This window comes from Cupriavidus sp. UBA2010 (assembly GCF_002335265.1).
GTDB classification, from domain to species: domain Bacteria; phylum Pseudomonadota; class Gammaproteobacteria; order Burkholderiales; family Burkholderiaceae; genus Cupriavidus; species Cupriavidus metallidurans.
On the sequence record NZ_DDCI01000020.1, the window covers coordinates 158,842 to 182,332 of the forward strand.

Here is a 23,491-nt window from a genome sequence, read left to right on the forward strand (position 1 = left end):
CATCATCACCAAAGGAGTCAAGACATGGGAGCACTCGAAGGCAAGGTGGCACTGGTCACCGGTTCCGGCCGCGGCATCGGCAACGCCATCGCACAACGCCTGGCGCGCGAAGGCGCTCGCCTGGTCATCAATGATCTGGACGCGGAGCCCGCCCACGCCACCGTGGAAGCGTTGCGCAAGATGGGCGTGGAAGCGGTGGCCTGCGTAGGCAACGTGACGGCGCCCGACTTCGCCGACCGCTTTATCGGTACGGCAATGTCCGAGTTCAAGGGCATCGACATCATCGTCAACAATGCCGGGTTCACCTGGGACGACGTGGTGCAGAAGATGAGCGACGAGCAGTGGTATGCGATTCTCGACTGCCACATGACGGCCCCGTTCCGTATCCTGCGGGCCGCGTATCCGCACCTCAAGGCGCTGCACGCCGCTGACAAGGAAGCGGGCCGCGAGGTCTATCGCAAGATCGTCAACATCTCGTCGACATCGGCGCTGAACGGCAATGCCGGGCAGATCAACTACTCGGGCGCCAAGGCCGGCGTGATTGGCATGACGCGCGCTATGGCACGCGAGTGGGGCCGCTTCAACGTCAACGTGAACGCCGTGGCATTCGGCCTGATCCATACGCGTATGACCTCGGCCGATGCGAATGCAGGCGCCACCGTGAACATCGAAGGCCGCGAAATTCGCGTTGGTCTGAATCCGGAGATGCTCAAGTCGCACGCCCAGCGCAATCCGCTCGGCCGGGGCGGCACGCCGGAAGAAGCCGCTGGCGGCGTCTACCTGTTCTGCTCGCCGGATTCGAACTACATCACGGGCCAGACCATCGCCGTGGCCGGTAACCTGCAGTAATAGGCACGCTGTTGATCTGAAGCGTGCCGGCACCAGTCATGACTAACCGTCGTGCGCAGGCGTCGGCACCAATGAAAAAGCCCCGGCCGTTCGTTTGCGGCCGGGGCTTTTTTCGTGAGCGTGACAAACGTCAGAACGTCTCCACCACCTTCCTCACCGCGTCTGCCATCTTGCCCGCCAGGTAGATATGGCCCGCGGGAGTCGGATGCACCCCATCGGCGGACATGTAGATATCGCTATTGCCATCCCCCTTCGGGTTGGCAACGGTCCCCGTGCCGGTCTGCCACTGCTCCGCCATGTTGTCGATGAAGTAGAAGTTGGGCCGGGTGCCAACGGCCGCCTTGATGGCGTCCTGATGCGCCTGAAGCTCGCAACCGGGCGTCCACGGCCCCACAACGAACACCACGGTGTTGGGCAGGTTCTTCTGCACATCATCGAACAGGGCGGTGGCTTCCGCCTGGAACTCGTCCGTCGGTGAGCAGGCATCATTGACCCCGCCGGCGATGACGACCACGTGCGGCTTGAACGGATAGATATCGGTGGCGACACGGTCGCGGAACTTGAGTTTCGGCGCTGGCGCGGCCAGATAGCCGGTGGCGCCTACACCGGACTGATACATGTCGTTCCAGCCCACCAGATAGCCAAGCTTGGCCGCGTAATTGTCGAAGCTGTAACCTAGTCCGGACATCCCCTCCGTGATGGAGTCGCCCAGTATCACAGCCCGCACCTTCGGCACCACCGGTGGCGCCGTGACGGAATCCCCGGGGGCGATCCGCAGTCCGCCAAATCGCATGTTAGGCGTCTCGATACGGATCTTTCTGGACTTCCTCACCCCCTGGAAATCGACGCGCGTGAGGTACAGGTTGCCGTCGTCCGGGTACGCAACCGGTGTGGTGGAGGCATACTGCCCATCCACCAGAATCCGGTGCGCCGATATCTGGTAGTTGCCCTTCACCAGGATCTCGAACGTTGGCGCATCGGTGACGAACTCGATGTAGTAGACGTTGGAATCACGGCCCAATCCGCCATAGTTCACTGCCGTATTCTTGACGAGCAGATTGTCCGGGAAAGCGGTGCCGGCCGTTTCCATGGCGCCGATGTATCGCAGCGACGGATCGTTTGGTGGCACCAGCGTGCTATCCGTGATCGTCGACGGCATGTTGGCCGTGCCAGCCGTAATGATCGGTGGCGACGTCATGGTGGTTGGCGCCCCGCCATCCGCCAGGGCCGATTTGAGCAGCGCCTTGGTGGTCTGCAACTCCGTCACCGTCGCCGGCGGATTGGTAGTGGTCGGTGGCGTTACCGGCGTCGATGGCGTGGTGACCGGTGCTGCCGGGCTCGCGGTGCCGGAGCTGCCGCCCGACGCCTGCGTTGTTCCATCCCCACCACCACCTCCGCAGCCAGATACGAGTCCGACCGCCAGGGCCATCGACAAAGCAGCAAGTTTTGATTTCATCCCGTTCTCCTTTCTTTTTTTTAATTATTTGCATGAAGTGAGCACGGCGGCACTCCGCCAGAGGGCCTAATTTCGCATCCATCTTTTGAATTACCTCTGTCGCGGATATCGGATCCGGAACTCAGACTTTCGGCCCATGAATCTCCACCCGACAATCTGTTAGCGCAGTAATTGACTCCTCTGCGATCCGGTGCCGAGGAACAGCGGCTGGCAGCGGCACTGCGCTATTCTCACGACAGTCATTCCGGTACGGGGCCGGCGTGACGTAACGGGAGACACCTTCCAGCCATGATCCGCGGCACCGACATCGCCCAAACCACCCCCACCAGTCATGCCATCGCAAACAGAATCCGCCAGGCGTACGCGCTTGGCGACGTCACGCAATGCGAGTTGCTGCGACGCGGGTTCAATCACGTCTATGGCCTCCGCTTCCTCGATGGGCGACGGGCTGTGGCACGACTGTGCGCGGACCGCCCGCGCGGCGCACCGAACAGCATGTATGAGGCCGCGCTGCTCGGTCACCTGAAGGCGGCCGGCGCGCAGGTCGCCGCGTCGCTGCCGACCGCTAACGGTGAAGTGGCGACGGAAATGGCACTGCCCGAAGGCAGTCGCACACTGATGCTGTTCGAACATCTCGATGGAGACCTGCCGGATTCACTGCCCGACTTCGAGGCAACCGGACGCGGCCTGGCACTGCTGCACGACGCCGCTCATGGCTACGATGGCCCACCCAGCCGCTACACGCTGGAGCTTCCGCAATTGCTGCACGCATCGCTGGACCGCCTGTGCTCCGCGCCGACATTGGACGATGCACTACGCGCGACGTTCTCCGCCATCGCCCGCAGACTGGACGACCGCATCGCTGCAATCACCGGCATGACCCGCGTGTACTGCCACGGCGACTGCCATGGTGCCAACAACTTCGTGACCGATGGCCCCGCAGACACTCGTATCGCCTCGTTCTTCGACTTCGACGACGCTGGACCCGGCTGGCTTGCCTATGAACTGGCGGTCTGCCTCTGGGCCATGCTGCCGCGAACGGAAGGTGCGGGACTGGATGCCCAGTCCCGGGAACGATGGGAGCACTACATCGCAGGCTATCGCAGCGTTCGGCCAATCGGGCCAGCAGACTTTGCCGCCATTGGGCTCTTTGTCGCGGTACGGCAGTTTTGGCTGATGGGCGAATACGCGGGCCGTAGCGATGTCTGGGGAACCCAGACGTTGCCGAAAGCCAGCTTGCTCAAGTACGTGAAGTTGCTGGCAGAGTGGGAGGAAATGGAGGTACCGCAGTGACCGGGAGCGATCCCTCCGTGCAACTGCCCCTCAGTCCTTGACCACGTCGCCCTGCGCGCGGCGAATGCAGGCATGACAACAGCATTCGAGTGATGCGCAGCCCGCGAGGCGTGAGATCCCGCTGCGGCGAAACGCCGCGGCGGCCGCCCTTTACACGAGTTGCCGGCACAAGCGTTGATGCAACACATGCTCCAGTCACATGCCGTTTGAACGTTCCTGCCGTGGGAACGTTCAAGCATCCTGAATGCCAATCAAATCCCGCTATTGCTTTCAATGAAAAAGCCGTTATGCTTGGCGCTGTTTTGACATCCTCGTAGATCGTGCGTCATCTGGCCCGCCGGCATTCATGGATTGCCGGATTCCTTCTGATCTTGTTCCTGTCGGTGCAACTGGCGACCGCAGCCTATGCCTGCACGATGGGGATGAACTCGACGGATGAACATCCGTCGATGGAAGCGACAATGTCCTGCGCCGACATGGCCGAGCAGGATGCCGCGCAGAACGACGGCCAGAAGGCGCTTTGCATGAGCCATTGCCAGGCCAACGCGAAGCACGCCGACCACGCCACGCCGCAGATTCCGGCATTTATCCCGTTCCTCGTCAGCATCGTCGTCGAGCCCGCCGTACTGGACGACGCACCAAGGCTTGCCGAGCGCGCGCAGAGCCAGCCACGCGCCCCGCCTCCGCCGCACGCCATTCTTCACTGCTGTTTCCGTACGTAGCCTCCGAAGCAACGCAAAATCCGTTCCGCCCCCGAAACCTCGGGCGCGGTGGCCGTTGTTTCCGGAGGCTTTATGTCATTCCCGCTTCGCCTGAGGCTGGCGCTCCTTTGCGCGTCCGCCCTCGGCATGTCGGTGTCGCACGCCGCGTCACCACACGCCGCCCCTTCCCTGTCGCTTGAAGAGGCCGCTGCTCTTGCCACGACACATGCGCACGACGCAGAAAACACGCGCGGCGCCGTAGACGCTGCCGTGCAGATGGCCGTGGCGGCCGGGGAGTTGCCCGATCCCGTCCTGAAAGTTGGACTGAACAATGTCCCAACCGATGGCCCCGACAAGTTCTCGCTGACCCGCGAGAGCATGACCATGCGGTCGATCAGCGTGATGCAGGAGTTCACGCGCTCGGACAAACGCCGGGCCCGTTCGGCACGCTTCGAGGCCGAGGCCGCCTCGGCCGACGCCCAACGCATGGTCGGCATGACCAATGTCCAGCGCAGCGCCGTGGCGGCATGGATCGACCGCTGGTACGCCGAACGGGCGGCGGCACTCCTTGCCAGTCATGAGCAACCCCTGAGCCTGACGCTGGAAGCGGCCAACGCCGCCTACCGCAGCGGCCGCGGCACCCGCGCCGACGTGTTGTCCGCGCAACTCGAAGTACAAAAGCTGCGCGACCGCGAGAACGAAAACCAGGCAGCCCTCGACACCGCCAACGTGAATCTCACCCGCTGGATCGGCACCGATGCGAGCCGTCCCCTGGGTGATCCCCCCACGCTGGCGGTTCCAGATCGCGTCGCGCAACTTGCCCAGAACCATTTCGACGGTGTCCCCGAGGTTGCTGCGGCCCAGCGCGACGTCGCACTCGCGGAGTCCGAGATCCGCGTGGCGGACGAGGCCCGCAAGCCTGACGTCTCCCTGGAACTGATGTATAGCCAGCGCGGCTCGGCCTATTCAAACCTCGCCTCGATCAATGTGAGCATCCCCTTGCCCTGGGATCGCGCCAACCGGCAGGACCGCGAAGTCGCTGCCCGGCTCGCGCAGGCCACGGCGGCACGTGCGAAAGCGGAGATGATCCGGCGCGACACCGATGCTGTGGTCGGCGCCAGGCTCGCCGAGTTGCGCCGCAACCTGGAACGCCTGAAACGCTACGACGACGCCACGCTGCCGCTTACCAATGCCCAGGCGGAGGCCGCGTTGACGGCCTATCGCGCCAATGCCGGGTCCCTGCAAGCCGTGGCCGATGCCAATCACCGTGTCATCGATACCTCGTTGGAGCGGCTATCGCTGGAACAACGCACGACCCGACTCTGGGCCGAACTCACCTTCCTGATGCCGCTGCCTACCGCGCAAACCGAACCCGCCAACAAGGATCTTCCATGAAGGCACGACTGACCATCACAGCGACTTGCCTGGTCCTGATTGGTGTGGCCGGCTACAGCGGCTATCGCCTTGGCGCATCGCACACCATGCCGGCAACGTCCGCCACGCAAGGCGACAGGAACATTCTCTACTGGCACGATCCCATGGTCCCCGGCCAGCGATTCGACAAACCCGGCAAGTCACCCTTCATGGATATGCCGCTGGTGCCGGTCTATGCCGACGGCGATGACGCAGGGAATGGCGTGAATAAGGGCGGCGTCAGCATCGACAGCCGCGTCGCACAGAACCTTGGCATCCGCACGGCGGAAGTGAAATCCGCCCATATGGGCGCAGTGGTTGAGGCACCCGGCAACGTGGCGATCGACGAGCGCAGCATCCGCGTGATCCAGGCTCGCACCACCGCCTTCGTGCAGCACGTTGGTGTGCGCGCCACCCTAGATCCGGTACGGCAGGGCCAGACGCTGGTCACTTTCTACGCGCCAGACTGGGTCGCCGCGCAAGAAGAGTACCTGGCGGTGATGCGCTTGCCCGCCAGCCTTCAGAACGATCTGGCGAGCGCCGCCAAGGCGCGGATGCTGCAGTCGGGCATGACGCAGGGCCAGGCCGATGCGGTCACCCGCACCGGCAAGCTGCAATCGGCACAGAGCATCGCCAGTCCGCTGGATGGCCTGGTCACCGAAATCGCGGTACGCGAAGGGATGACGATCAGCCCGGGCATGACGCTGTTCCGCCTGGCCGATCTTGCCCAGGTCTGGGTGATTGCCGAAGTGCCGGAAGCCCAGGCGCGCAGCATCGCACCGGGCCAGACCGTGACGGTGTCTGCCACCGCCGCGCCGGATCCCGTGCAAGGCAAGGTCGACGCGATTCTGCCCGACGTTGACCCTGCCACGCGCACCATCAAGGTCCGCATCGTGCTGCCGAACAAGCAGCGTCGCCTTGTGCCCGGCATGTTCGCCAGCGTCCGCTTCGAGAGTGGCGACCGGCAAGACGTGCTGCAGATCCCGACAGAGGCGGTGATCCGCACGGGCCAACGGACTCTCGTCATGGTCGATGCCGGCCAGCGGGGCTATGCCTCTACCGAGATCCGCACCGGACGCGAGGTCGACGGCATGACCGAGGTGACCGCCGGACTGCGCGCCGGACAGCGCGTCGTAACGTCCGGCCAGTTTCTGATCGATTCCGAAGCCAGCCTGCGCGGCACGTCGGAGCGGCTGGAAACCCCGGTGGCAGCTTCTGCGCCGTCGGCAACATCTGCACCATCGGCACCATCGGCACCATCGGCACCATCGGCACCATCGGCGACCACACAGGAACACGAAGCCACGGGTCGCATCGAAGCCGTGAACGCCGACAGCCTGACGATCTCCCATAGCCCAGTGCCCTCGGCGCAGTGGGGCGCCATGAGCATGGATTTCGCCGCACATGATGGCGCCCAGCTCAAGGGACTGAAACCGGGTGACCGTATCCGCTTCCGCTTTCATCTGGCCGAAGACGGCACGGCCATGCTGTCGTCGGTGCAGCCCGCAGGCGCCGAAGGAGGTCAGCAATGATTGCGCGCATCATCCTCGCGTCGATCCGCAACCGCTTCCTGGTGCTGCTGGCCACGGTCATGCTGACGGCCTGGGGGCTGTGGGCAGTCCGCACCACGCCGCTCGACGCGTTGCCGGATCTTTCCGATACGCAGGTCATCATCCGCACCCCGTTCCCGGGCCAGGCGCCGCAGATCGTCGAGAACCAGGTCACCTACCCGCTCACCACGACGATGTTGTCCGTGCCGGGGGCCAAGACCGTGCGCGGCTATTCCTTCTTCGGTGATTCCTTTGTCTACGTGCTGTTCGAGGACGGGACCGACCCATACTGGGCCCGCTCCCGCGTGCTGGAGTACCTGAATCAGGTGCAGTCGCGTCTGCCGGCGGCCGCCAGGCCCGCACTGGGGCCCGACGCCACCGGTGTGGGATGGGTCTATGAGTACGCGCTGGTCGATCGCACCGGCAAGCATGACCTGAGCCAGTTGCGCGCGTTGCAGGACTGGTTCCTGCGCTTCGAGCTGAAGTCGCTGCCGAACGTCTCCGAGGTGGCCTCGCTGGGCGGCATGGTGCGGCAATACCAGGTGGTGCTGAAGCCTGACCGCCTACGCGCCTACAACCTCCCGCAATCGAAGGTGATCGCCGCGATTCGAGGCGCCAACCAGGAGGCAGGCGGCTCGGTGCTGGAGCTAGGCGAAGCCGAGTATATGGTCAGGGCATCGGGCTACCTGAAGACACTCGAGGATTTCCGGCAGATTCCAATCGAGACCAGCGCGGCCGGTGTTCCTGTGCGCCTTGGCGACGTCGCGACGATCCAGCTCGGGCCCGAGATGCGACGTGGCATCTCCGATCTCAATGGCGAAGGCGAAGTGACGGGCGGCGTCATCGTAATGCGCTTGGGCAAGAATGCGCTGGAGACGATCGACGCCGTCAAGGCCAAGCTTGCAGTGCTGAAAAAGAGCCTGCCCGCCGGCGTCGAGATCGTCACGACCTACGACCGCTCCGCGCTGATTCATCGCGCGGTGAACAACCTTTCGTACAAGCTGGCCGAAGAGTTCGTGGTCGTCGCGCTGGTCTGCCTGATCTTCCTGTTCCACCTGCGCTCCGCGCTGGTGGCCATCGTATCGCTGCCGCTAGGCGTGCTGGCTGCCTTCCTCGTCATGCGGTATCAGGGCGTCAACGCCAACATCATGTCGCTCGGCGGCATCGCCATTGCAGTCGGCGCCATGGTCGACGCCGCAGTGGTAATGATCGAGAACGCGCACAAGCACCTGGAACGCTGGCATGTCGATCACCCCGGGCGGCCACTCTCCGGCGAAGACCGCTGGCGCGTGATTGGCGCATCCGCAGCCGAAGTCGGTCCCGCGCTGTTTTTCTCGCTGTTGATCATCACGCTGTCTTTCATCCCGGTGTTCACGCTGGAAGCACAGGAAGGCAAGATGTTCTCGCCGCTGGCCTTCACGAAGACCTACTCGATGGCGGCTGCGGCAGGCCTCTCGGTGACACTGGTGCCGGTGCTGATGGGTTACCTGATTCGCGGCCGCATTCCCGCCGAGCAGGCCAACCCGCTGAACCGCTGGCTCATCCGCGCCTACCAGCCAATCCTGACCCGCGTGCTGGCCTATCCGCGCGCGACCATCGCACTGGCGGTTGTCGCGCTGGTGGCCACTGCCTGGCCGATCATGCGGATTGGCGGCGAGTTCATGCCCCCGCTCGACGAAGGCGATCTGCTCTACATGCCCTCGGCTTTGCCCGGCCTTTCCGCTGGCAAGGCGGCGCAATTGCTGCAGCAGACCGATCGGCTGATCAAGTCGGTGCCGGAAGTCGACACGGTGCAGGGCAAAGCCGGTCGCGCCGATTCGGCCACCGACCCGGCCCCGCTGGAGATGTTCGAAACCACGATCCAGTTCAAGCCACGCGACCAGTGGCGCCCGGGCATGACACCCGACAAACTCGTCGAGGAGCTTGATCGCGTGGTGAAGGTTCCGGGACTTTCCAACATCTGGGTGCCACCGATCCGCAACCGCATCGACATGCTGGCCACCGGGATCAAGAGCCCGGTTGGCATCAAGGTGGCGGGCACCGACCTGAAGGAGATCGACCGGCTAGCCACCCGCATCGAAGAAACCGTGAAGACCGTTCCCGGTGTCACGTCGGCGCTGGCGGAACGCCTGACCGGCGGGCGCTATATCGACGTTGACATCGACCGCGCGGCCGCTGGCCGATACGGGCTCAATATCGGCGATGTGCAGGCCATCGTCTCCTCGGCGATTGGTGGCGACAACATCGGCGAAGTGGTCGACGGGCTGGCCCGCTATCCCATCAACCTGCGCTACCCGCGCGACTATCGCGATTCGGTCGAACAGCTGCGGAGCCTGCCCATCGTGACCGACCGCGGCCAGCAGATCGTGCTTTCCGACGTCGCCCGCATCCGAGTGGAACAGGGCCCGTCGATGCTGCGCAGCGAGAACGCGCGGCTGTCGGGGTGGATCTACGTCGACATCCGTGGGCGCGACCTGCGCTCCGCGGTGCACGATATGCAGGCGGCCGTGAGCAAGGCAGTGCCGATGCCTGCAGGCTATTCGCTGAGCTGGTCCGGTCAGTTCGAGTATCTGGAACGTGCCACCGCGAAGATGAAGGTAGTGGTGCCGTTCACGCTGCTGATCATCTTCGTGCTGCTCTATCTGGTCTTCGGTCGGCTCGACGAGGCACTGCTGATCATGGGCACGCTTCCGCTGGCGCTGATCGGCGGCTTCTGGCTGCTTTATCTGCTCGGCTACAACCTGTCGGTAGCCGGCGTGGTCGGTTTCATCGCGCTGGCCGGTGTGGCCGCGGAGTTCGGCGTGATCATGCTGCTTTATCTCAAGCACGCCTGGGAGGATAGCCAGGCACGCGGCATCACCGACATCAATGCCCTGCTCGCCGCCATCCAGGAAGGCGCCGTGCAGCGCGTGCGGCCCAAGGCGATGACCGTCGCCGTCATCCTGGCAGGCCTGATCCCGATCATGTGGTCACACGGCACCGGCTCCGAAGTCATGCAGCGCATTGCCGCGCCGATGGTTGGCGGCATGGTCACGGCGCCTCTGCTGTCGCTGTTCGTGGTGCCCGCCGTGTACCTGTTGATCCGCCGTCGCGAAACGAAGACTTCCCCATCATTCACTCACACGCCCATCAAGGAGCAAGCATGAAAACCTCTCTCACCTCTCTCACCTCTCTCCATGCAGCCGTCTTCGCGCTCGCCGTTGGCCTGATTCCTCCAACGTTCGCAGCCGGAATGGACGGCAGTATGGACATGAAGCCCGCCGCCAAGGCAATGAAGACGCCACAGCCCGTCTCCGCCGAAGTCCGGAAAGTCGATCCCGCAGCCGGCAAGGTCACGCTCAAGCACGGCCCGATCATGAACCTGGGCATGCCCCCGATGACGATGGCATTCCCGGTCAAGGACCCGGCGATGCTGGCGAACCTGAAGGAAGGCGACAAGGTGTCGGCAACGTTCGACAACGTGGACGGAAAAATCACGGTCACCGACTTGCGCAAATAGCGCGATCGAGCCGCGCCGACGACCGGGATGGCTTGCCATCCCGGCAAAAAAAAGTCGCCGCGACCATCGCGGTCGCGGCCGAAAAGGGGGCTTGTTCGAAAGAAGGAGTCCTCGGACTTTCGTTATCCCCTGGTGTCAGGCGATCCGTGACCGAACGTGCTCCGTTCGTGGATCTGGCCGTCGCGCCCGTGTATCAGCAACTCAGCCCTTGTCCGCTTCGCCAGTTGCGTGGCGATGTCGATGGCTGCCTCTCGTGTCTGGTATCGCGTGCGGGTTCCCGTCCCTTCGATTGCGATGGCCCACTCACTGCCGTGAGGGAGCACATGAATGTCGCCTGACATGCTGCGTCTCCGTTGACTTCTATGGCGCTATGCCGGCACCCTGGCAAGCACACCCACGTCGCTTGACTCGATTGGTTCGATCGGCTCGATCGGCTCGCTTGCGTGGGCTTCGCGCTCATAGATCATCAACATTGCACGTTCTTTAATGGCCTTGTGTACCCCCGCGGCAATCGCGGCGCCACGAGACGCGTATGCATTCAGCTGGCCTTCGGATTCCACGGCCCAGTGGTTGTCCTGGGTGACCAGCACCTTCACGATAGATGTCGACATGCATGATCCGGTAGAAGTGGGTATGAATAAGTTCTACTCGGTATCCGCGGGCAGCGATGTAGGACGTTTTCCTATTCTGCGAGAAGGGGTGCGTCCGTCACGGCGCCATGCGAACCGACTGGACCGTCAGCACGAAAACGGGCCACTGTCGCAGACCACTATCGGCTTCGATCAGGGATGCAATCAGGCAATGTCGAGTATGGATACAGGCGCTATTTTTCCGCCTTGCCATGCATGACCATGATGGTCTGCTGCATCAGCGCGCAAAGCGTCTCCTTCGATCCTTCAACGGCAAACACTTCGGCCTGCGTCACGATCAGCGTGCGTCCCGCGCGGACGACGCTGCCCCGGGCAATCAGCTTGTCGCCATTGGCGGGCGCTAGAAGATTCAGCTTGTACTCGACCGTCAGGACCGACGCGCCCGCCGGCACAAGCGACATCGCGGCGTAACCGCCTGCCGAGTCGGCGATGGTACCGACCACGCCACCGTGAACGTAACCATGCTGCTGTTCGATGCCGTCCCAGTGCGGCACATGAATCTCGGTTCTGCCCGCCTCCACCACGGGCAGCGTGGCGCGGATCAGATGCATGACGTTCTGGGATTGAAAGCTCGCCTGGACAGCTTCCACGAAGTTTGCGTTGGCGGGTGTCACCGTGCCGTCTCCTTTTGTGCGTTGTCGTGTGCGCAGGATTGTGGCATGGAAACCGCCTGGCGAGCCGGAGCGTCCCCGCTCCCCTACTCTCCTACTCCTCCAGCTTCAGCCCCGTCTTCGCGACGAAGGCTTTCCAGCGCTCATACTGCTCGCGCGCGTAACGATCAAGCGCCGGACCGTCGGTGGCCATCACCTCGAACCCTGCCTGCGTCAGCTTGCGGTGGGTCTCCGGATCATTGAGGGCAGCCTGGAAGTCGCTGGTCAGCTTACGCGCCACGGCCGGCGGTGTGCCGGACGGTGCGAACACGCCAATCCACGAGTACGCCTCGAAGCCCGGGAATCCGGACTCCGCCACCGTCGGCACATCGGGCAGATCAGGCAGTCGCGTGGCGCCGGTGACAGCGAGGGGCTTGATGCGCCCCGCCGCGATCTGGCCCTTGAGCGCGGCGTAGCTCAGCAGAGTCAGGCTCGACACGTTCCCCAGCACGGCCTGCACAGCCGGCCCCCCGCCGGCGTAAGGCACGTGTAGCAGTTCCACCCCGGCCTGACGCTTCAAGTCCTCGGCGACAAGATGGTTCATCGAACCAAGACCCGTGGACGCGTAGCTGTACTGATTGGGCGCGCGCCGCGCGGCATCCAGGAATCCGCGCAGGTCCTTGCCGGGCACCGACGGATTGGCACCGATCACCAGTGGGAAACGCAGCGCCAGCGTGACACCGGAGAAATCCTTGAAGGTGTCATACGGCAGCCGGGATTTCGCGATGGGATTGATCGCATGGGTATCGAAGCTGATCAGCAAGGTGTTGCCGTCCGGCGCGGAGCGCGCCACGTACTGCGTCGCGACCTGACTCGCGGCGCCGGGACGGTTCTCCACCACCACGGGACGCCCCAACACCTCCGCCAGCTTGGGCTGCACGATGCGCGCGGCGATATCCGTGCTGCCCCCGGGCGGGAAGGTGACGACGAGCTTCAATGGCGTTCCACTATCCGCCCAGGCGGAAGTCGGCAACATGCCACCGGGCAGACACAGCGCGGACAGCGCGGCGATGACGGCAAGCCTGCCGCATTGCGCGCGCGGCATCCCGCCAGAAGCGGCCGGCGTGGTTTGCCGGCGCGAGGAAAAACAAGGGAACAGCATGGTACGGCCCTCCTGTCATCCAGATGCAAAGCAGATATCGACTCAGCCCATCCACTGGCTGACCGGTGCCGCGGCGTCCTGCAACTCCTGCGTGATGACGTCCACCAACGCGGGACCGTCATGCTCCAGCGCGGCGCGAATGGCCGCGTCGAGCATCGCGGGATCTTCCACGCGCCACGCGCGCACGCCAAAGGCCTCGGCCACGCGCGCGTGATCGGTGCGGCTGAAATCCACCGAGAAGTAGCGGCGGTCGTAGCCGGCCTTCTGGCTCGCCTTGATCCAGCCGAACACCGAGTTCGAGAACACGATCATCTTCAGCGGGATGCGGCGGCGTACCAGCGTTTCCATCTCGCCGCAGGTAAAGCCGAAACTGCCATCCCCCATCACGGAGACAACCGTGGTGCCGGGGCGACCCAGCGATGCGCCAATACCGGCCGCCAGCGAGAAGCCCAGCGCGCCATGCGCGCGATTGGTGATGAACTGCCTGCCGGCGTGTCGGCTCTCGTGATAGGCGGAGAAATACGGGCAAGGCGTGCCGGGGTCCGCCACCACGATGGCGTCCTCGGGCAAGAGGCGGTTGAGCGTGTCGACCACGCGCTCGGGCTTGATCGGCCGCTCCAGCGAGGCCGCCAGCGGTGCGAAGCCCGCACGCTTGGCCGCGCGCGCGACTTCCACCAGCGCGCGCCCGTCGGCGGTGTCGGCGCGGCGCGTCGGCAGTCGGTCACGCACCGCGGCGTTCAACATGCGCAGGGCCAGCAAGGCATCGCCCACCATGCCGACGTCGGTGTTGTAGTTGGCCGCGATCACCATTGGATCGATGTCGATATGCAGGATCGGCACGTTGCGGCCGGGGAAGCGCCAGTGCTCGGTAGTGGTGGAGCCGGCGCGGCAACCGATGAACAGCACGACATCGGCATTGGCCACCAGATCGCGGGTGGCCAGGATGCCGCCATTGGCGCCTACCACGCCGGCGTTGAGCGGGTGCGTATCGGCCAGACTGCCCTGGCCGCTGACCGTAGTGCACACCGGCGCGTTGAGCGAAGTCGCGAGCGTGTCCAACTCACCGCAGGCGCCCGAAATCACCACGCCACCGCCGCAGATGATCAGCGGCGCGCGCGCTTCGGTCAGACGGCGCGCGGCGCGATCCACCTCGTCGGGGTCCGGCGCGTAGCGCAGCGCCGGGAAACGATCGTGACCGGCCTGGGCCCAGATCCCGGCCGGGTCCACATCATGCTTCTGAACGTCGTAGGGGAGGCACAGATGCGCCGAGCCCGGCTTGCCGGTCGTCATGGCGCGGAAGGCTGCGCGCACGGCGTCCGGAATCTGATCGGCACGGTCGATCGTGGTGTTCCACTTGGTCAGTGGTCGATACAGGGCTTCCTGGTCCAGCTCGGTCAGGGGGTACTTGCCGCGCGAGTTGACGGATACATCGGACGTAATGCCCAGCACCGGCACCGACGATTCGTTGGCCTCCACCAGCCCCGGCAACAGATATGTAGCGCCACCGCCACTCGGACCCTCGCACACGCCGACCTTGCCCGTGACGCGGGCGTAGGCATCCGCCATGTAGGCGGCGCTGCGCTCGTCGCGCGCCAGCACGTGATCCATGCCGTGGTCCAGGCGGGCCAGAGCATCGTAAAAAGGCAGGCTGGTATCGCCACACAAGCCAAAAATGTGCTTCACACCGTTGAGCTGGAGCATACGCACCATCGCTTCGGCGCCGTTCATCTTGGTCATCCGCTTGATCTCCATTGATCGGCCGGGTGAAGGGAGCGCCGGCGTCCGATGGAGCATACTCGAAAGAATACTTTTAAGTATACTGAAACGTATGCAAGAATCCGGACAGCAATTGCCGATGCCGGGTGCTGACAAGGGCATCTGGTAGCGCGCGCGGTATGATCCGTGCGATTCAAGAATCCCATCGGGCAGAAACAAGCATGAATTCGCCTATTTCCACGACTCGGCGCAAGCGCGGTTCCGACGTGTTCCAGACGCTGCGCGACATGGCCATCTCCTACGCGCTGAAACCGGGCGAGCGTCTCAACGAAATCGAACTGGCGGAGCAACTTGGCGTGAGCCGCACGCCGGTGCGCGAGGCACTGGCGCGGCTGGCCACGCATGGCTTCCTGGAGGAGTCGAGCCGTGGCTACGTCCGCCGGCCGCTCGACATCCGCGAGATGCAGGACCTGTATGAGGCGCGCGTCGCCGTCGAACGCGAATGCCTGCGGCTTGCGTTCGAGCGTGCGTCAGCGGAGGGGGTCGAGGAATTGGCCCGATACCTGGAACACAGCCGTTCGGTCTCGCCCGATACGCCGGCACAGCAACTCGTTGAACTGGACGAGGGCTTTCATTTGCGTATCGCGGAGTTGTCCGGCAATGCGGAGTTGCGCCGGATGCTGGCCAGCCTGAACGAACGCATTCGCTTCATCCGCTGGATCGACATGGAGAACGTGGGGCGCGATTCCACCCAGAGCGAGCACGCCGATATTGTCGACGCGTTGAAGGCGCACGACTGGCAACGCGCGGAGGCCCACCTGACCTCGCATATCGCGCTACGCCGCGAGCAGATCGTCGACGCCATCAAGAAGGGCCTGGCGCGCGTCTATCTGGAGGGAGAAGCGGACTGAAGCCGATTGAAGCGGATGGATGCCGGCCCATGCGTTCGGCGCTCAATCAGGCCGTTCGCATACTCAAGACAGCGTGGGTGGACACCATATCCGCCCAAAGCCGGGTCCGGATGCTGTTCCGTCCGGCCCGTTTGGCTTCATAGAGCAGCATATCGGCAGCGGCAATCAACGCGCTTTCGGTGACCTCGGTATCGCTGGCCGAGAAATCGACGGAGAGCACCCCGATGCTGACCGTGGCGCGCATGCGCTTGCCATCGGGGCCGGGCACCTCGCTGTCCGCCACCGCGGCGCGCATATCCTCGGCCAGGCTGGCGGCCGACTCGAAGTCCATCTGCGGCATGACGAGTAGAAACTCTTCCCCGCCGTAGCGAACGACGCTGTCCCGTGGCTCGCGGATGCGGTCCTGCAGCAGCATGGCGACGTGCATCAGCACGGCATCGCCACCCTGATGGCCGTGGTTGTCGTTGACGCGCTTGAAATGGTCGATATCGCAAACCATCAGCGTCAGCCAGCGACGCTCGGCGCGAGCCCGCTCCAGCACCTGCGGCAGCAGCGTCGTGTGCAGATGGCGACGGTTGAAGCAGGCTGTGAGATGGTCGCGGATGGATAGCGCCTTCAATGTACTGAGCGCCCGATACTCGTCGCGCCACAGCCGGTGATAGCGGCGCGCCGCGATGATGCCGAAGCTGTTGGTCAGCAGCAGAAGCATCGCCATCGTGACCTCGTCGGAGAATCTCGACTCCCCCCTCATCACGGCCAGCGCGATGAAGGCCGCCGTCGCGCCAAGGGCGATGCCAATTGCGGTGATGAGCCGATTCGGGATAAAGACGTAGATGACGATCAGCATGATGCAGAGCGACATCGCGTGCCAGGGCAACTCGCCGGGACGGAACCAGACGACCAGCATGAAGATCGCCATCCCGACGACCTCCGCCGCGCTGGCCACCGCCCGGTGGGCCAGCACCGACTCGGTTTTCCGGCGAATCAGATACAGACCGCCGCAGGCAGTCAGCGCGACGGCGATTCTCCCCAGCAACAGCACGAGCAACGACGTCCCAAAGCCCAGCGCGGCGAGATCAGTCAGGGAAAAGGCCAGATAAAACAGCGAACAGAACACCAAGGTGACGCGCAACGACGCGCGCGTGGTCCGCAGATGGTGTTGCTGAAACTCCCGCTCGAGCCCCGGATCCGAGAACTCGACCCGAACCGGATCAACAGCGAAACTCATTTCGACGTCTGCTTCGGACATAAGCGCGTGGGCGACCAGTCGGCCCGGCGGTCATTGAATGTGCGCCATTGTCTCCTATTACGGCCTGGCAGCCGGCAAGAATCCTCAATCCTTGATCTGCCTGGCAGAAACCTCCTGCCTGTCAGATCAGCTCGCGATACAGCACTGACAGCGATTCGCTACCGGGAGCGCCTTCGCGCCACATGCGCGCCGCAAAGGCGTCCTCGAATTCCTCGGTACCTTCCTCGAACATGTCGTAGACGTTGTCGTGCGACAGCCCCTTCTCCAACACCATCAACGCGGCGTCAACGGCCTTGCGGGCGCGCTCCGGCAGTTGCGGCTGCAGCGCCTTCAGGGCAGCAATCTCGGCTTGCACCTGCTCTTCGGTCTTCATCGTCATGTCGTATTTCCATAGTGTTGGCGGCGTTCGCGCCGGAGGGCATTATGCAACGGGATCGGGCCCGGCTATCAGGCCGCTTGCCCGGCCTGGACGACACGCGGACCCAAGTGCCGTGTCAGCCGCTCGGCGCGCCCAGGCGATACCCCCCCTATTCATTCCCCAGTTCCCTTGCGGCACGCATTACACTTAGCCTGCCGCGTGGCGATCGGGCGACTTCACCCGTGTGCCAGCGCCGCTCGACTTCTGCTTGCTCTATCCCAACAAGGAGATCCGTCATGGCTACCGCGCCCAATCCGTTCACCGACATCACCAAACTGCTGGAACAGTACAAGCTCCCCGGCGTCGACATGACTTCGATCATCGAAGCGCGGCGCAAGGATATTGAAGCCCTCGCGGAGGCCAACAGGATCGCCTACGAGGGCATGCAGGCACTCGTGCAGAAGCAGACCGAAATCCTGAGCAAGAGCATGCAGGAGATTCAGGCCACGGCCCAGAAGATGGCCACGAGCGGCAATCCCGCAGAGGCCATGACCAGACAGGGCGAACTCGTGCAGCAAGGCTTGCAGACAGCCTTCAACAACATGCGCGAACTGGCGGAAATGGCGCAGAAATCGCAAGCCGAGGCACTGGCCGTGATCACCAAACGTGCCGAGCAGAGTATCGCGGAAGCGAAAAGCCTGATGAAGCCAGGCGGCAAGTAACCTCCTGGCGGCGAAACCCGGCCTGACCGGCCGGGTCCGCAGGCCTGGAAGCGTCAACGTCTGATCGATCTGGAATACGGCATCTATACGGAGAACCGACTGGTGGCAGGCACCTAGTCCTGCGCGCCATTGCCTCCCGTTCGTCCCGCCTCGCCATCAATGCGCATCCGCGGCAGAAACTGCGGATACTCGCGCTGCATGAAGTCGATCAGCCCCTCGCGCACGACGCAGCGAAGATCCCACGCCAGACCCGAGGATGCGGCGGTGCACAGCACGCGAATCTGCATCGTGCGTTCCGTTGCGTCGGTGACCACCAGGTTGAAAAACCGCCGATCCCACTGGGGCGCGTTGTTCACGATGCGCTCCAGCTCCTTGCGCAGCGGCGCCAGCGGCATCCCGTAGTCGACATGGAAGAACACCGAGCCCAATAGCTGGGAGTTGTTGCGAGTCCAGTTCTGAAATGGCTTCTCGATGAAGTACTGCAGCGGGATGATCAGGCGGCGCTCGTCCCAGATCCGCAGCACCACGTACGTCGCCGTGATTTCCTCGACTCGGCCCCACTCGCCTTCGACGATCAGCACATCGTCGAGCCGGATCGGCTGCGTCAAGGCAAGCTGCAACCCCGCGATCATATTGCTGAACACCGTCTTGCCAGCCAGGCCGGCGACCAGCCCGACCACACCTGCCGAGGCCAGCAGGCTGGCGCCGACCTGCCGCGCGCCGGGAAACGTCATCAGCAACATCGCCGCCCCGATCACCACCACCAACGCCATCGCAATGCGCGAGAGCACGCGTGTCTGGGTATGGATGCGGCGGGCATTCATGTTGTCCTCGACATCCACGGGGTGCCGGTCCAGCACGCCCTGCGCGAAGCCGGCAATAACCCGCGCCACGAGCCATGTCATGGCGGCGATCAACAGCAGGCCATTGACATGCCGCACATTGTCGATCCAGCGCAGTTCGTCCGGAGCGGCCTGCCAGACGGTCTGCAACGCGAGCAGCAGCAGAACCACCTTCGACGGGACCCGCGCCTTGACGACCGTGGGATGGAGTACCTGGGCGGAACGCGTGATCCGCAGTAGCAGCAGGCTGCCGATGCGATGTGCCAGCAGCACGATAACGACCGCAACCAGGGCCGCCGTCCACGTGCCAAACCAGGGGTGATCGAGAAGAAGAGGAAGATTCATCGGCGTCCTTCATCAGGGGAGGCGTGATGCCGGTTACCAAGTAACCGACACGACGAAGGGACAGAAGTTTCACCGATGTTGTCTGCGCTCCACAGACTTTGCGACGCAAGCATCGCACCACGCCTGGTTACTCGGCGCGGCACACGCCGGCCATGCAACCGATCAACGGATCAGCGGATCAGCGGATCAGTCGATACGCCAGCCGCGCGGCAACGCGGGCGCTCTGACCGTCACGGTCGAACTGCGGATTGAACTCCGCAAGGTCTGCCGCGCGCAGCTTGCCGCTACCGCGCACGTGCGTGACGATGGCCTCGATCACGCTGATCGGCACGCCATACGCCGCAGGCGCGGAGACACCGGGCATGACGGCTGCCGGAAGCACGTCGAGATCGATCGTCAGGTAGACATGCGCGGCCTGCGCCAGCATCGCGTCGACCTCGGCCAGTCTGTGGTCGAGATGGCGCTCCTGCATCTCGGTGTCTTCAACGTAGCGCACGCCCAGCGCCTGCGCGTGGGCAAATAGCGATGCAGTGTTGCCGAGCCGGCTGACGCCGAGACACACATAGTCGAACGGCTGGCCTGCGGCACGGCACGCCTCCGCAATTTGGTCGAACGGCGTGCCGGAACTGCCGGGCCGCGCAGTCCGCAAATCGAAATGCGCATCGAGATTGAGGATCAGGACGCGGCCCGCGTCGCCCGCCGCATCCAGATGCGCCCTGAGGCCCTGCCAGGTGCCCCAGGCCACTTCGTGCCCGCCACCGAGCACGATGGGCAGCGCGCCACGGTCCAGTTGCGCCCTGACGACTTCACCGAGCGCCCGCTGCGCATCTTCGAGCGCATCGCCCTCGCAGCGCACGTCGCCTGCATCGTAGAGCGCGGCCACGTCATGAACCGGCAGGCTGGCCAGGGCGCGTCGAATGCCGCGCGGGCCATCGGCCGCACCAACACGGCCCTGGTTACGCCTGACGCCTGCGTCGCACGCGAAGCCAACCAGCACGGCAGCGCCGGCCAGATCGTCGGTAGCCGCTACGGCCAGCGGCTGGACGATATTGAACAGCCGCCGCGTATCCCCGCGCTCGCCGGTATCGGCGCGCCCCTGCCAGACCGCATCAGGGGCCTCGGCTTGCGTCAATGCCGTCATTTGCCGTGCGTCCGTTTCACGAAACACGGGTTTCCCGGGCGAGCAGCGCGTCCGCCTTCGGCTTGGCCCGCAGGAACCAGGCCAACGACAGCAGCACGACCCAGCCCGCGCCAACGTACAGTGCCACGCGCGTGTCCTCGACATACCCCAGCACGCCGATCACGAACAGCATGAAGGCGATCGCCAGCGCCGGACCGACCGGCCACAGCGGTACCTTGAACTTGAGGGCGCGGACCTCTTCGGCCGACAGGCGGCGTCGCATGGCAACCTGCGACAGCAGGATCATCAGCCAGACCCACACGGTGGCGAAGGTCGCGATCGACGCAATGATCACGAACACCTGTTCGGGGATCAGGTAGTTCAGCACCACACCGCCGAGCAAGGCAGCAGCCATCGCCAGCACCGTCACCCAGGGCACGCCATGACGCGAGGTAGTGGCGAACAGGCGCGGCGCCTGGCCCTGCTCCGCCATGCCGTACATCATGCGGCCAGCGCCAAAAATATTGCTGTTGATTGCCGAGATGGCGGCCGAGATGACGATCAGGTTAAGCACCGCCGCTGCCGACTTGATCCCCAGCCCGGAGAAGATCTGCACGAACGGGCTGCCCTGGCTACCGATGCCGGTCCACGGGAAGATGGCCATCAGCACGGTCATCGTCAGCACGTAGAACAGCAGGATGCGGGCCGGCACGGCGTTGATCGCGCGCGGAATCACCTTCTCCGGATTCTGGGCTTCACCGCCGGTGATGCCGATGATCTCGATGCCGCCGTAAGCAAACATCACCACCGCCAGAGACGCGATCAACCCGCCCGCGCCGTGCGGCAGGAAGCCGCCATGCGCCCACAGATTGGTCAGGCCCGGCGAATGCTCGCCATTCATCTTCACGCCGAGGAACAGGATCAGCGTGCCGCCGATGATCATCGCCGCGATGGCCAGGATCTTCACCAGCGCCAGCCAGAACTCGAGCTCGCCGAACACCTTCACATTGCACAGGTTCAGCCCGCAGATCAGCATGACGATGCCGAGCACCCATATCCATTGCGGCACTTCGGGGAACCAGAATCCCATATAGATACCGAATGCGGTCACGTCCGCCAGACAGACGATGATCATCTCGAGGATGTAGGTCCATCCGGTAAGAAAGCCCGCGAGCGGCCCCAGGTACTCGCTGGCGTAGCGGCCGAACGAGCCGGTCACCGGCTCGCGCACGGCCATCTCGCCCAGCGCGCGCATGACCATGTAGACCGCCGCGCCGCCCACGATGTACGCCAGGATAACGGCCGGGCCGGCCAGCTGGATCGCCGATGCCGAACCGTAGAACAGGCCCGTGCCGATGGCCGAGCCGAGCGCGAGAAAGCGGATATGCCGCGCGCTCAGATTGCGTTGCAGGTTTTTCAAGCTGTCTCCAGGAGGATGTCTAGATTGGGACCGAAGGCCCATGGCGCGCGGATCTTTGCCCGCTTGGCGCCGGCGCGAGCGTCCGTCAGACGCTCGGCAGGATGCCTGCAGGCAGCAAGGCCGTAAGGTGACGCTCGGCGATCAGCACGCTGGCGTCTTCGATATCCGGCGCGAAGTACCGGTCCTTGTCGTAGAACGGCACCGACTGACGCAGCAGGCCGCGCGCGCGCTCCAGCGCTTCGGTGGTCTTGCCGCCTTCACGGAAGTCCATGCCCTGGCAGGCCGCCAGCCATTCGATCGCCACGATGCCCTTGACGTTGCTGGCCATCTCCCAGAGACGTTTGCCAGCGTTGGGCGCCATCGACACATGGTCTTCCTGGTTCGCCGACGTAGGCAGGCTGTCGACACTGGCCGGATGCGCGAGCGCCTTGTTATCCGATGCCAGCGCGGCGGCCGTGACCTGCGCGATCATGAAGCCGGAGTTCACGCCGCCATTGGCGACCAGGAACGGCGGCAACTGCGACAGGTGCTGGTCCATCATCAGCGACACACGCCGCTCGGAGAGCGAGCCGATCTCGGCCAGGGCCAGCGCGAGGTTGTCCGCGGCCATTGCCACCGGTTCCGCGTGGAAATTGCCGCCCGAGATGATATCGCCTTCCTGCGCGAATACCAGCGGATTGTCGGAAACCGAGTTCGCCTCGACACCCAGCACATCCGCCGCATTGCGGATCTGCGTCAGGCAGGCGCCCATGACCTGGGGTTGGCAGCGCAGCGAGTACGGGTCCTGCACCTTGTCGCAATGCGCGTGCGATTGGCCGAGCTGGCTGGTCTCCCCCAGCAGGTGACGATAGACCGCCGCCGCGTCGATCTGGCCGCGCTGGCCACGGGCAGCGTGAATGCGCGGATCGAACGGAGCGCGCGAGCCAAGCGTTGCCTCGACGGTCAGCGCGCCGCACACGCTGGCCGCCGCGTACAGGTCTTCCGCCTGGAACAAACCCTGCAGCGCATACGCGGTGGAAACCTGCGTGCCGTTCAGCAGCGCCAGCCCTTCCTTGGCGGCGAGCGTAAGCGGCTGCAAATCGGCAATGGCCAGCGCTTCGCGAGCGGACAGCCATTCGCCGCGATGTCGTGCCCGGCCTTCGCCCAGCAGCAGCAACGACATATGGGCCAGCGGCGCCAGATCGCCCGACGCGCCAACGGAGCCCTTCAACGGGATGCACGGGTACACCTCGGCGTTCACCAGCGCGATCAGCGCGTTGATCACCTTGCGGCGGATGCCGGACAGGCCACGCGCCAGGCTGTTGATCTTGAGCACCATGATCAGGCGCACCAGCGCGTCGTCGATCGGCTCGCCCACGCCTGCAGCGTGGGAAAGCACCAGCGAACGCTGCAGGTTCTCCAGATCCTCGCGGGCAATGCGGGTCTGCGCCAGCAGGCCGAATCCGGTGTTGATGCCGTAGGCCGTACGGCCCTCGGCGATGATGTTTTCGACGCACGCCACGCTGCGGTCGATGGCGGGGAAGGCGCGCTCGTCGAGCGTGATCTTGACGGGCTGCTGATGCACGGCACGCAGTTGCGCGAGCGTGAGCTCACCGGGTTGCAGATGCAGGGCGAAGACTGGCTGATTTTCTTGGTACGACATGGT

21 protein-coding genes are annotated in these 23,491 nt (G+C 64.3%); 9 read left to right on the forward strand and 12 right to left on the reverse strand.

The genetic code is table 11. The features are described from left to right. The first annotated feature begins 24 nt into the window (after positions 1-24). Positions 25-849: an SDR family NAD(P)-dependent oxidoreductase gene (locus B2246_RS15345; RefSeq protein WP_008647335.1), complete on the forward strand. Its 825-nt coding sequence runs from the start codon at positions 25-27 to the stop codon at positions 847-849. A gap of 130 nt (positions 850-979) precedes the next feature. Here B2246_RS15345 and B2246_RS15350 read toward each other — a convergent pair whose 3' ends face one another. Further along, on the reverse strand, positions 980-2,305 hold the full coding sequence (locus B2246_RS15350) for an SGNH/GDSL hydrolase family protein (RefSeq protein WP_008647337.1): 1,326 nt from the start codon (positions 2,303-2,305) through the stop codon (positions 980-982). A gap of 288 nt (positions 2,306-2,593) precedes the next feature. Between B2246_RS15350 and B2246_RS15355 the strand changes: the two genes are divergently transcribed. The 6 genes from B2246_RS15355 to B2246_RS15380 all read left to right on the forward strand — a co-directional run bounded on the left by B2246_RS15355 (position 2,594) and on the right by B2246_RS15380 (position 10,761). Beyond that, positions 2,594-3,598, forward strand: a complete 1,005-nt coding sequence (locus B2246_RS15355) for a phosphotransferase enzyme family protein (protein WP_008647339.1) — start codon at positions 2,594-2,596, stop codon at positions 3,596-3,598. Positions 3,599-3,918: 320 nt separating this feature from the next. Beyond that, a complete protein-coding gene (locus B2246_RS15360; protein ID WP_008647341.1) occupies positions 3,919-4,320 on the forward strand; it encodes a hypothetical protein in 402 nt (133 codons plus the stop codon). Positions 4,321-4,392: 72 nt separating this feature from the next. After that, on the forward strand, positions 4,393-5,694 hold the full coding sequence (locus B2246_RS15365; RefSeq protein WP_286881961.1) for a TolC family protein: 1,302 nt from the start codon (positions 4,393-4,395) through the stop codon (positions 5,692-5,694). After that, positions 5,691-7,244 carry an efflux RND transporter periplasmic adaptor subunit gene (locus B2246_RS15370; protein WP_286881960.1) on the forward strand — a complete coding sequence of 518 codons (1,554 nt, stop codon included), beginning with the start codon at positions 5,691-5,693 and terminating at the stop codon, positions 7,242-7,244. Before B2246_RS15365 ends, B2246_RS15370 begins: the two co-directional genes overlap by 4 nt. After that, positions 7,241-10,408, forward strand: coding sequence for an efflux RND transporter permease subunit (locus tag B2246_RS15375; protein ID WP_286881959.1), 3,168 nt, complete (start codon positions 7,241-7,243; stop codon positions 10,406-10,408). The genes B2246_RS15370 and B2246_RS15375 overlap by 4 nt, the downstream gene beginning before the upstream one ends. Further along, positions 10,405-10,761 carry a copper-binding protein gene (locus B2246_RS15380; protein WP_286881958.1) on the forward strand — a complete coding sequence of 119 codons (357 nt, stop codon included), beginning with the start codon at positions 10,405-10,407 and terminating at the stop codon, positions 10,759-10,761. Before B2246_RS15375 ends, B2246_RS15380 begins: the two co-directional genes overlap by 4 nt. Positions 10,762-10,883: 122 nt before the next feature. Here the strand turns inward: B2246_RS15380 and B2246_RS15385 are convergent, their stop codons facing one another. The 5 genes from B2246_RS15385 to B2246_RS15405 all read right to left on the reverse strand — a co-directional run bounded on the left by B2246_RS15385 (position 10,884) and on the right by B2246_RS15405 (position 14,900). Continuing rightward, positions 10,884-11,102: a DUF2188 domain-containing protein gene (locus tag B2246_RS15385; RefSeq protein ID WP_008647358.1), complete on the reverse strand. Its 219-nt coding sequence runs from the start codon at positions 11,100-11,102 to the stop codon at positions 10,884-10,886. A 27-nt stretch (positions 11,103-11,129) separates the two neighbouring features. Then, positions 11,130-11,372, reverse strand: coding sequence for a hypothetical protein (locus tag B2246_RS15390; RefSeq protein ID WP_286881956.1), 243 nt, complete (start codon positions 11,370-11,372; stop codon positions 11,130-11,132). A 212-nt stretch (positions 11,373-11,584) separates the two neighbouring features. Then, entirely contained in the window at positions 11,585-12,025 is a 441-nt protein-coding gene (locus B2246_RS15395; RefSeq protein ID WP_008647369.1) for a PaaI family thioesterase, read from the reverse strand. A gap of 91 nt (positions 12,026-12,116) precedes the next feature. Next, a complete protein-coding gene (locus B2246_RS15400; protein ID WP_008647370.1) occupies positions 12,117-13,163 on the reverse strand; it encodes a tripartite tricarboxylate transporter substrate binding protein in 1,047 nt (348 codons plus the stop codon). Positions 13,164-13,205: 42 nt separating this feature from the next. Further along, a complete protein-coding gene (locus B2246_RS15405) occupies positions 13,206-14,900 on the reverse strand; it encodes a thiamine pyrophosphate-binding protein (RefSeq protein WP_286881955.1) in 1,695 nt (564 codons plus the stop codon). A gap of 200 nt (positions 14,901-15,100) precedes the next feature. Here B2246_RS15405 and B2246_RS15410 point away from each other — a divergent pair, with 200 nt between their 5' ends. Continuing rightward, positions 15,101-15,790, forward strand: coding sequence for a GntR family transcriptional regulator (locus B2246_RS15410; RefSeq protein WP_035883887.1), 690 nt, complete (start codon positions 15,101-15,103; stop codon positions 15,788-15,790). 46 nt (positions 15,791-15,836) lie between these two features. On the opposite strand, the gene B2246_RS15415 is transcribed toward B2246_RS15410, so the two are convergent. Both B2246_RS15415 and B2246_RS15420 read right to left on the reverse strand, forming a co-directional pair. After that, a complete protein-coding gene (locus tag B2246_RS15415; protein WP_008651958.1) occupies positions 15,837-17,018 on the reverse strand; it encodes a GGDEF domain-containing protein in 1,182 nt (393 codons plus the stop codon). 142 nt (positions 17,019-17,160) lie between these two features. Continuing rightward, entirely contained in the window at positions 17,161-17,418 is a 258-nt protein-coding gene (locus tag B2246_RS15420) for a hypothetical protein (protein ID WP_008651960.1), read from the reverse strand. 275 nt (positions 17,419-17,693) lie between these two features. Here B2246_RS15420 and B2246_RS15425 point away from each other — a divergent pair, with 275 nt between their 5' ends. Further along, positions 17,694-18,119 (forward strand): phasin family protein, encoded by a 426-nt coding sequence (locus tag B2246_RS15425; RefSeq protein ID WP_008651961.1) that lies wholly within the window; start codon positions 17,694-17,696, stop codon positions 18,117-18,119. Between the two features lie 113 nt (positions 18,120-18,232). On the opposite strand, the gene B2246_RS15430 is transcribed toward B2246_RS15425, so the two are convergent. From B2246_RS15430 to hutH, 4 genes are all read right to left on the reverse strand, one after another. Then, the gene (locus B2246_RS15430) at positions 18,233-19,306 is read right to left on the reverse strand and encodes a mechanosensitive ion channel family protein (RefSeq protein ID WP_286881954.1); all 1,074 of its coding nucleotides are present in this window, start codon (positions 19,304-19,306) and stop codon (positions 18,233-18,235) included. A gap of 178 nt (positions 19,307-19,484) precedes the next feature. Next, complete coding sequence (hutG, locus tag B2246_RS15435) at positions 19,485-20,447, reverse strand: formimidoylglutamase (RefSeq protein WP_286881953.1); 963 nt, start codon at positions 20,445-20,447, stop codon at positions 19,485-19,487. 16 nt (positions 20,448-20,463) lie between these two features. Next, positions 20,464-21,846, reverse strand: coding sequence for an amino acid permease (locus B2246_RS15440; RefSeq protein WP_017514162.1), 1,383 nt, complete (start codon positions 21,844-21,846; stop codon positions 20,464-20,466). Between the two features lie 85 nt (positions 21,847-21,931). Beyond that, the gene (gene hutH / locus B2246_RS15445; protein WP_008651972.1) at positions 21,932-23,488 is read right to left on the reverse strand and encodes a histidine ammonia-lyase; all 1,557 of its coding nucleotides are present in this window, start codon (positions 23,486-23,488) and stop codon (positions 21,932-21,934) included. Positions 23,489-23,491: the final 3 nt, after the last annotated feature.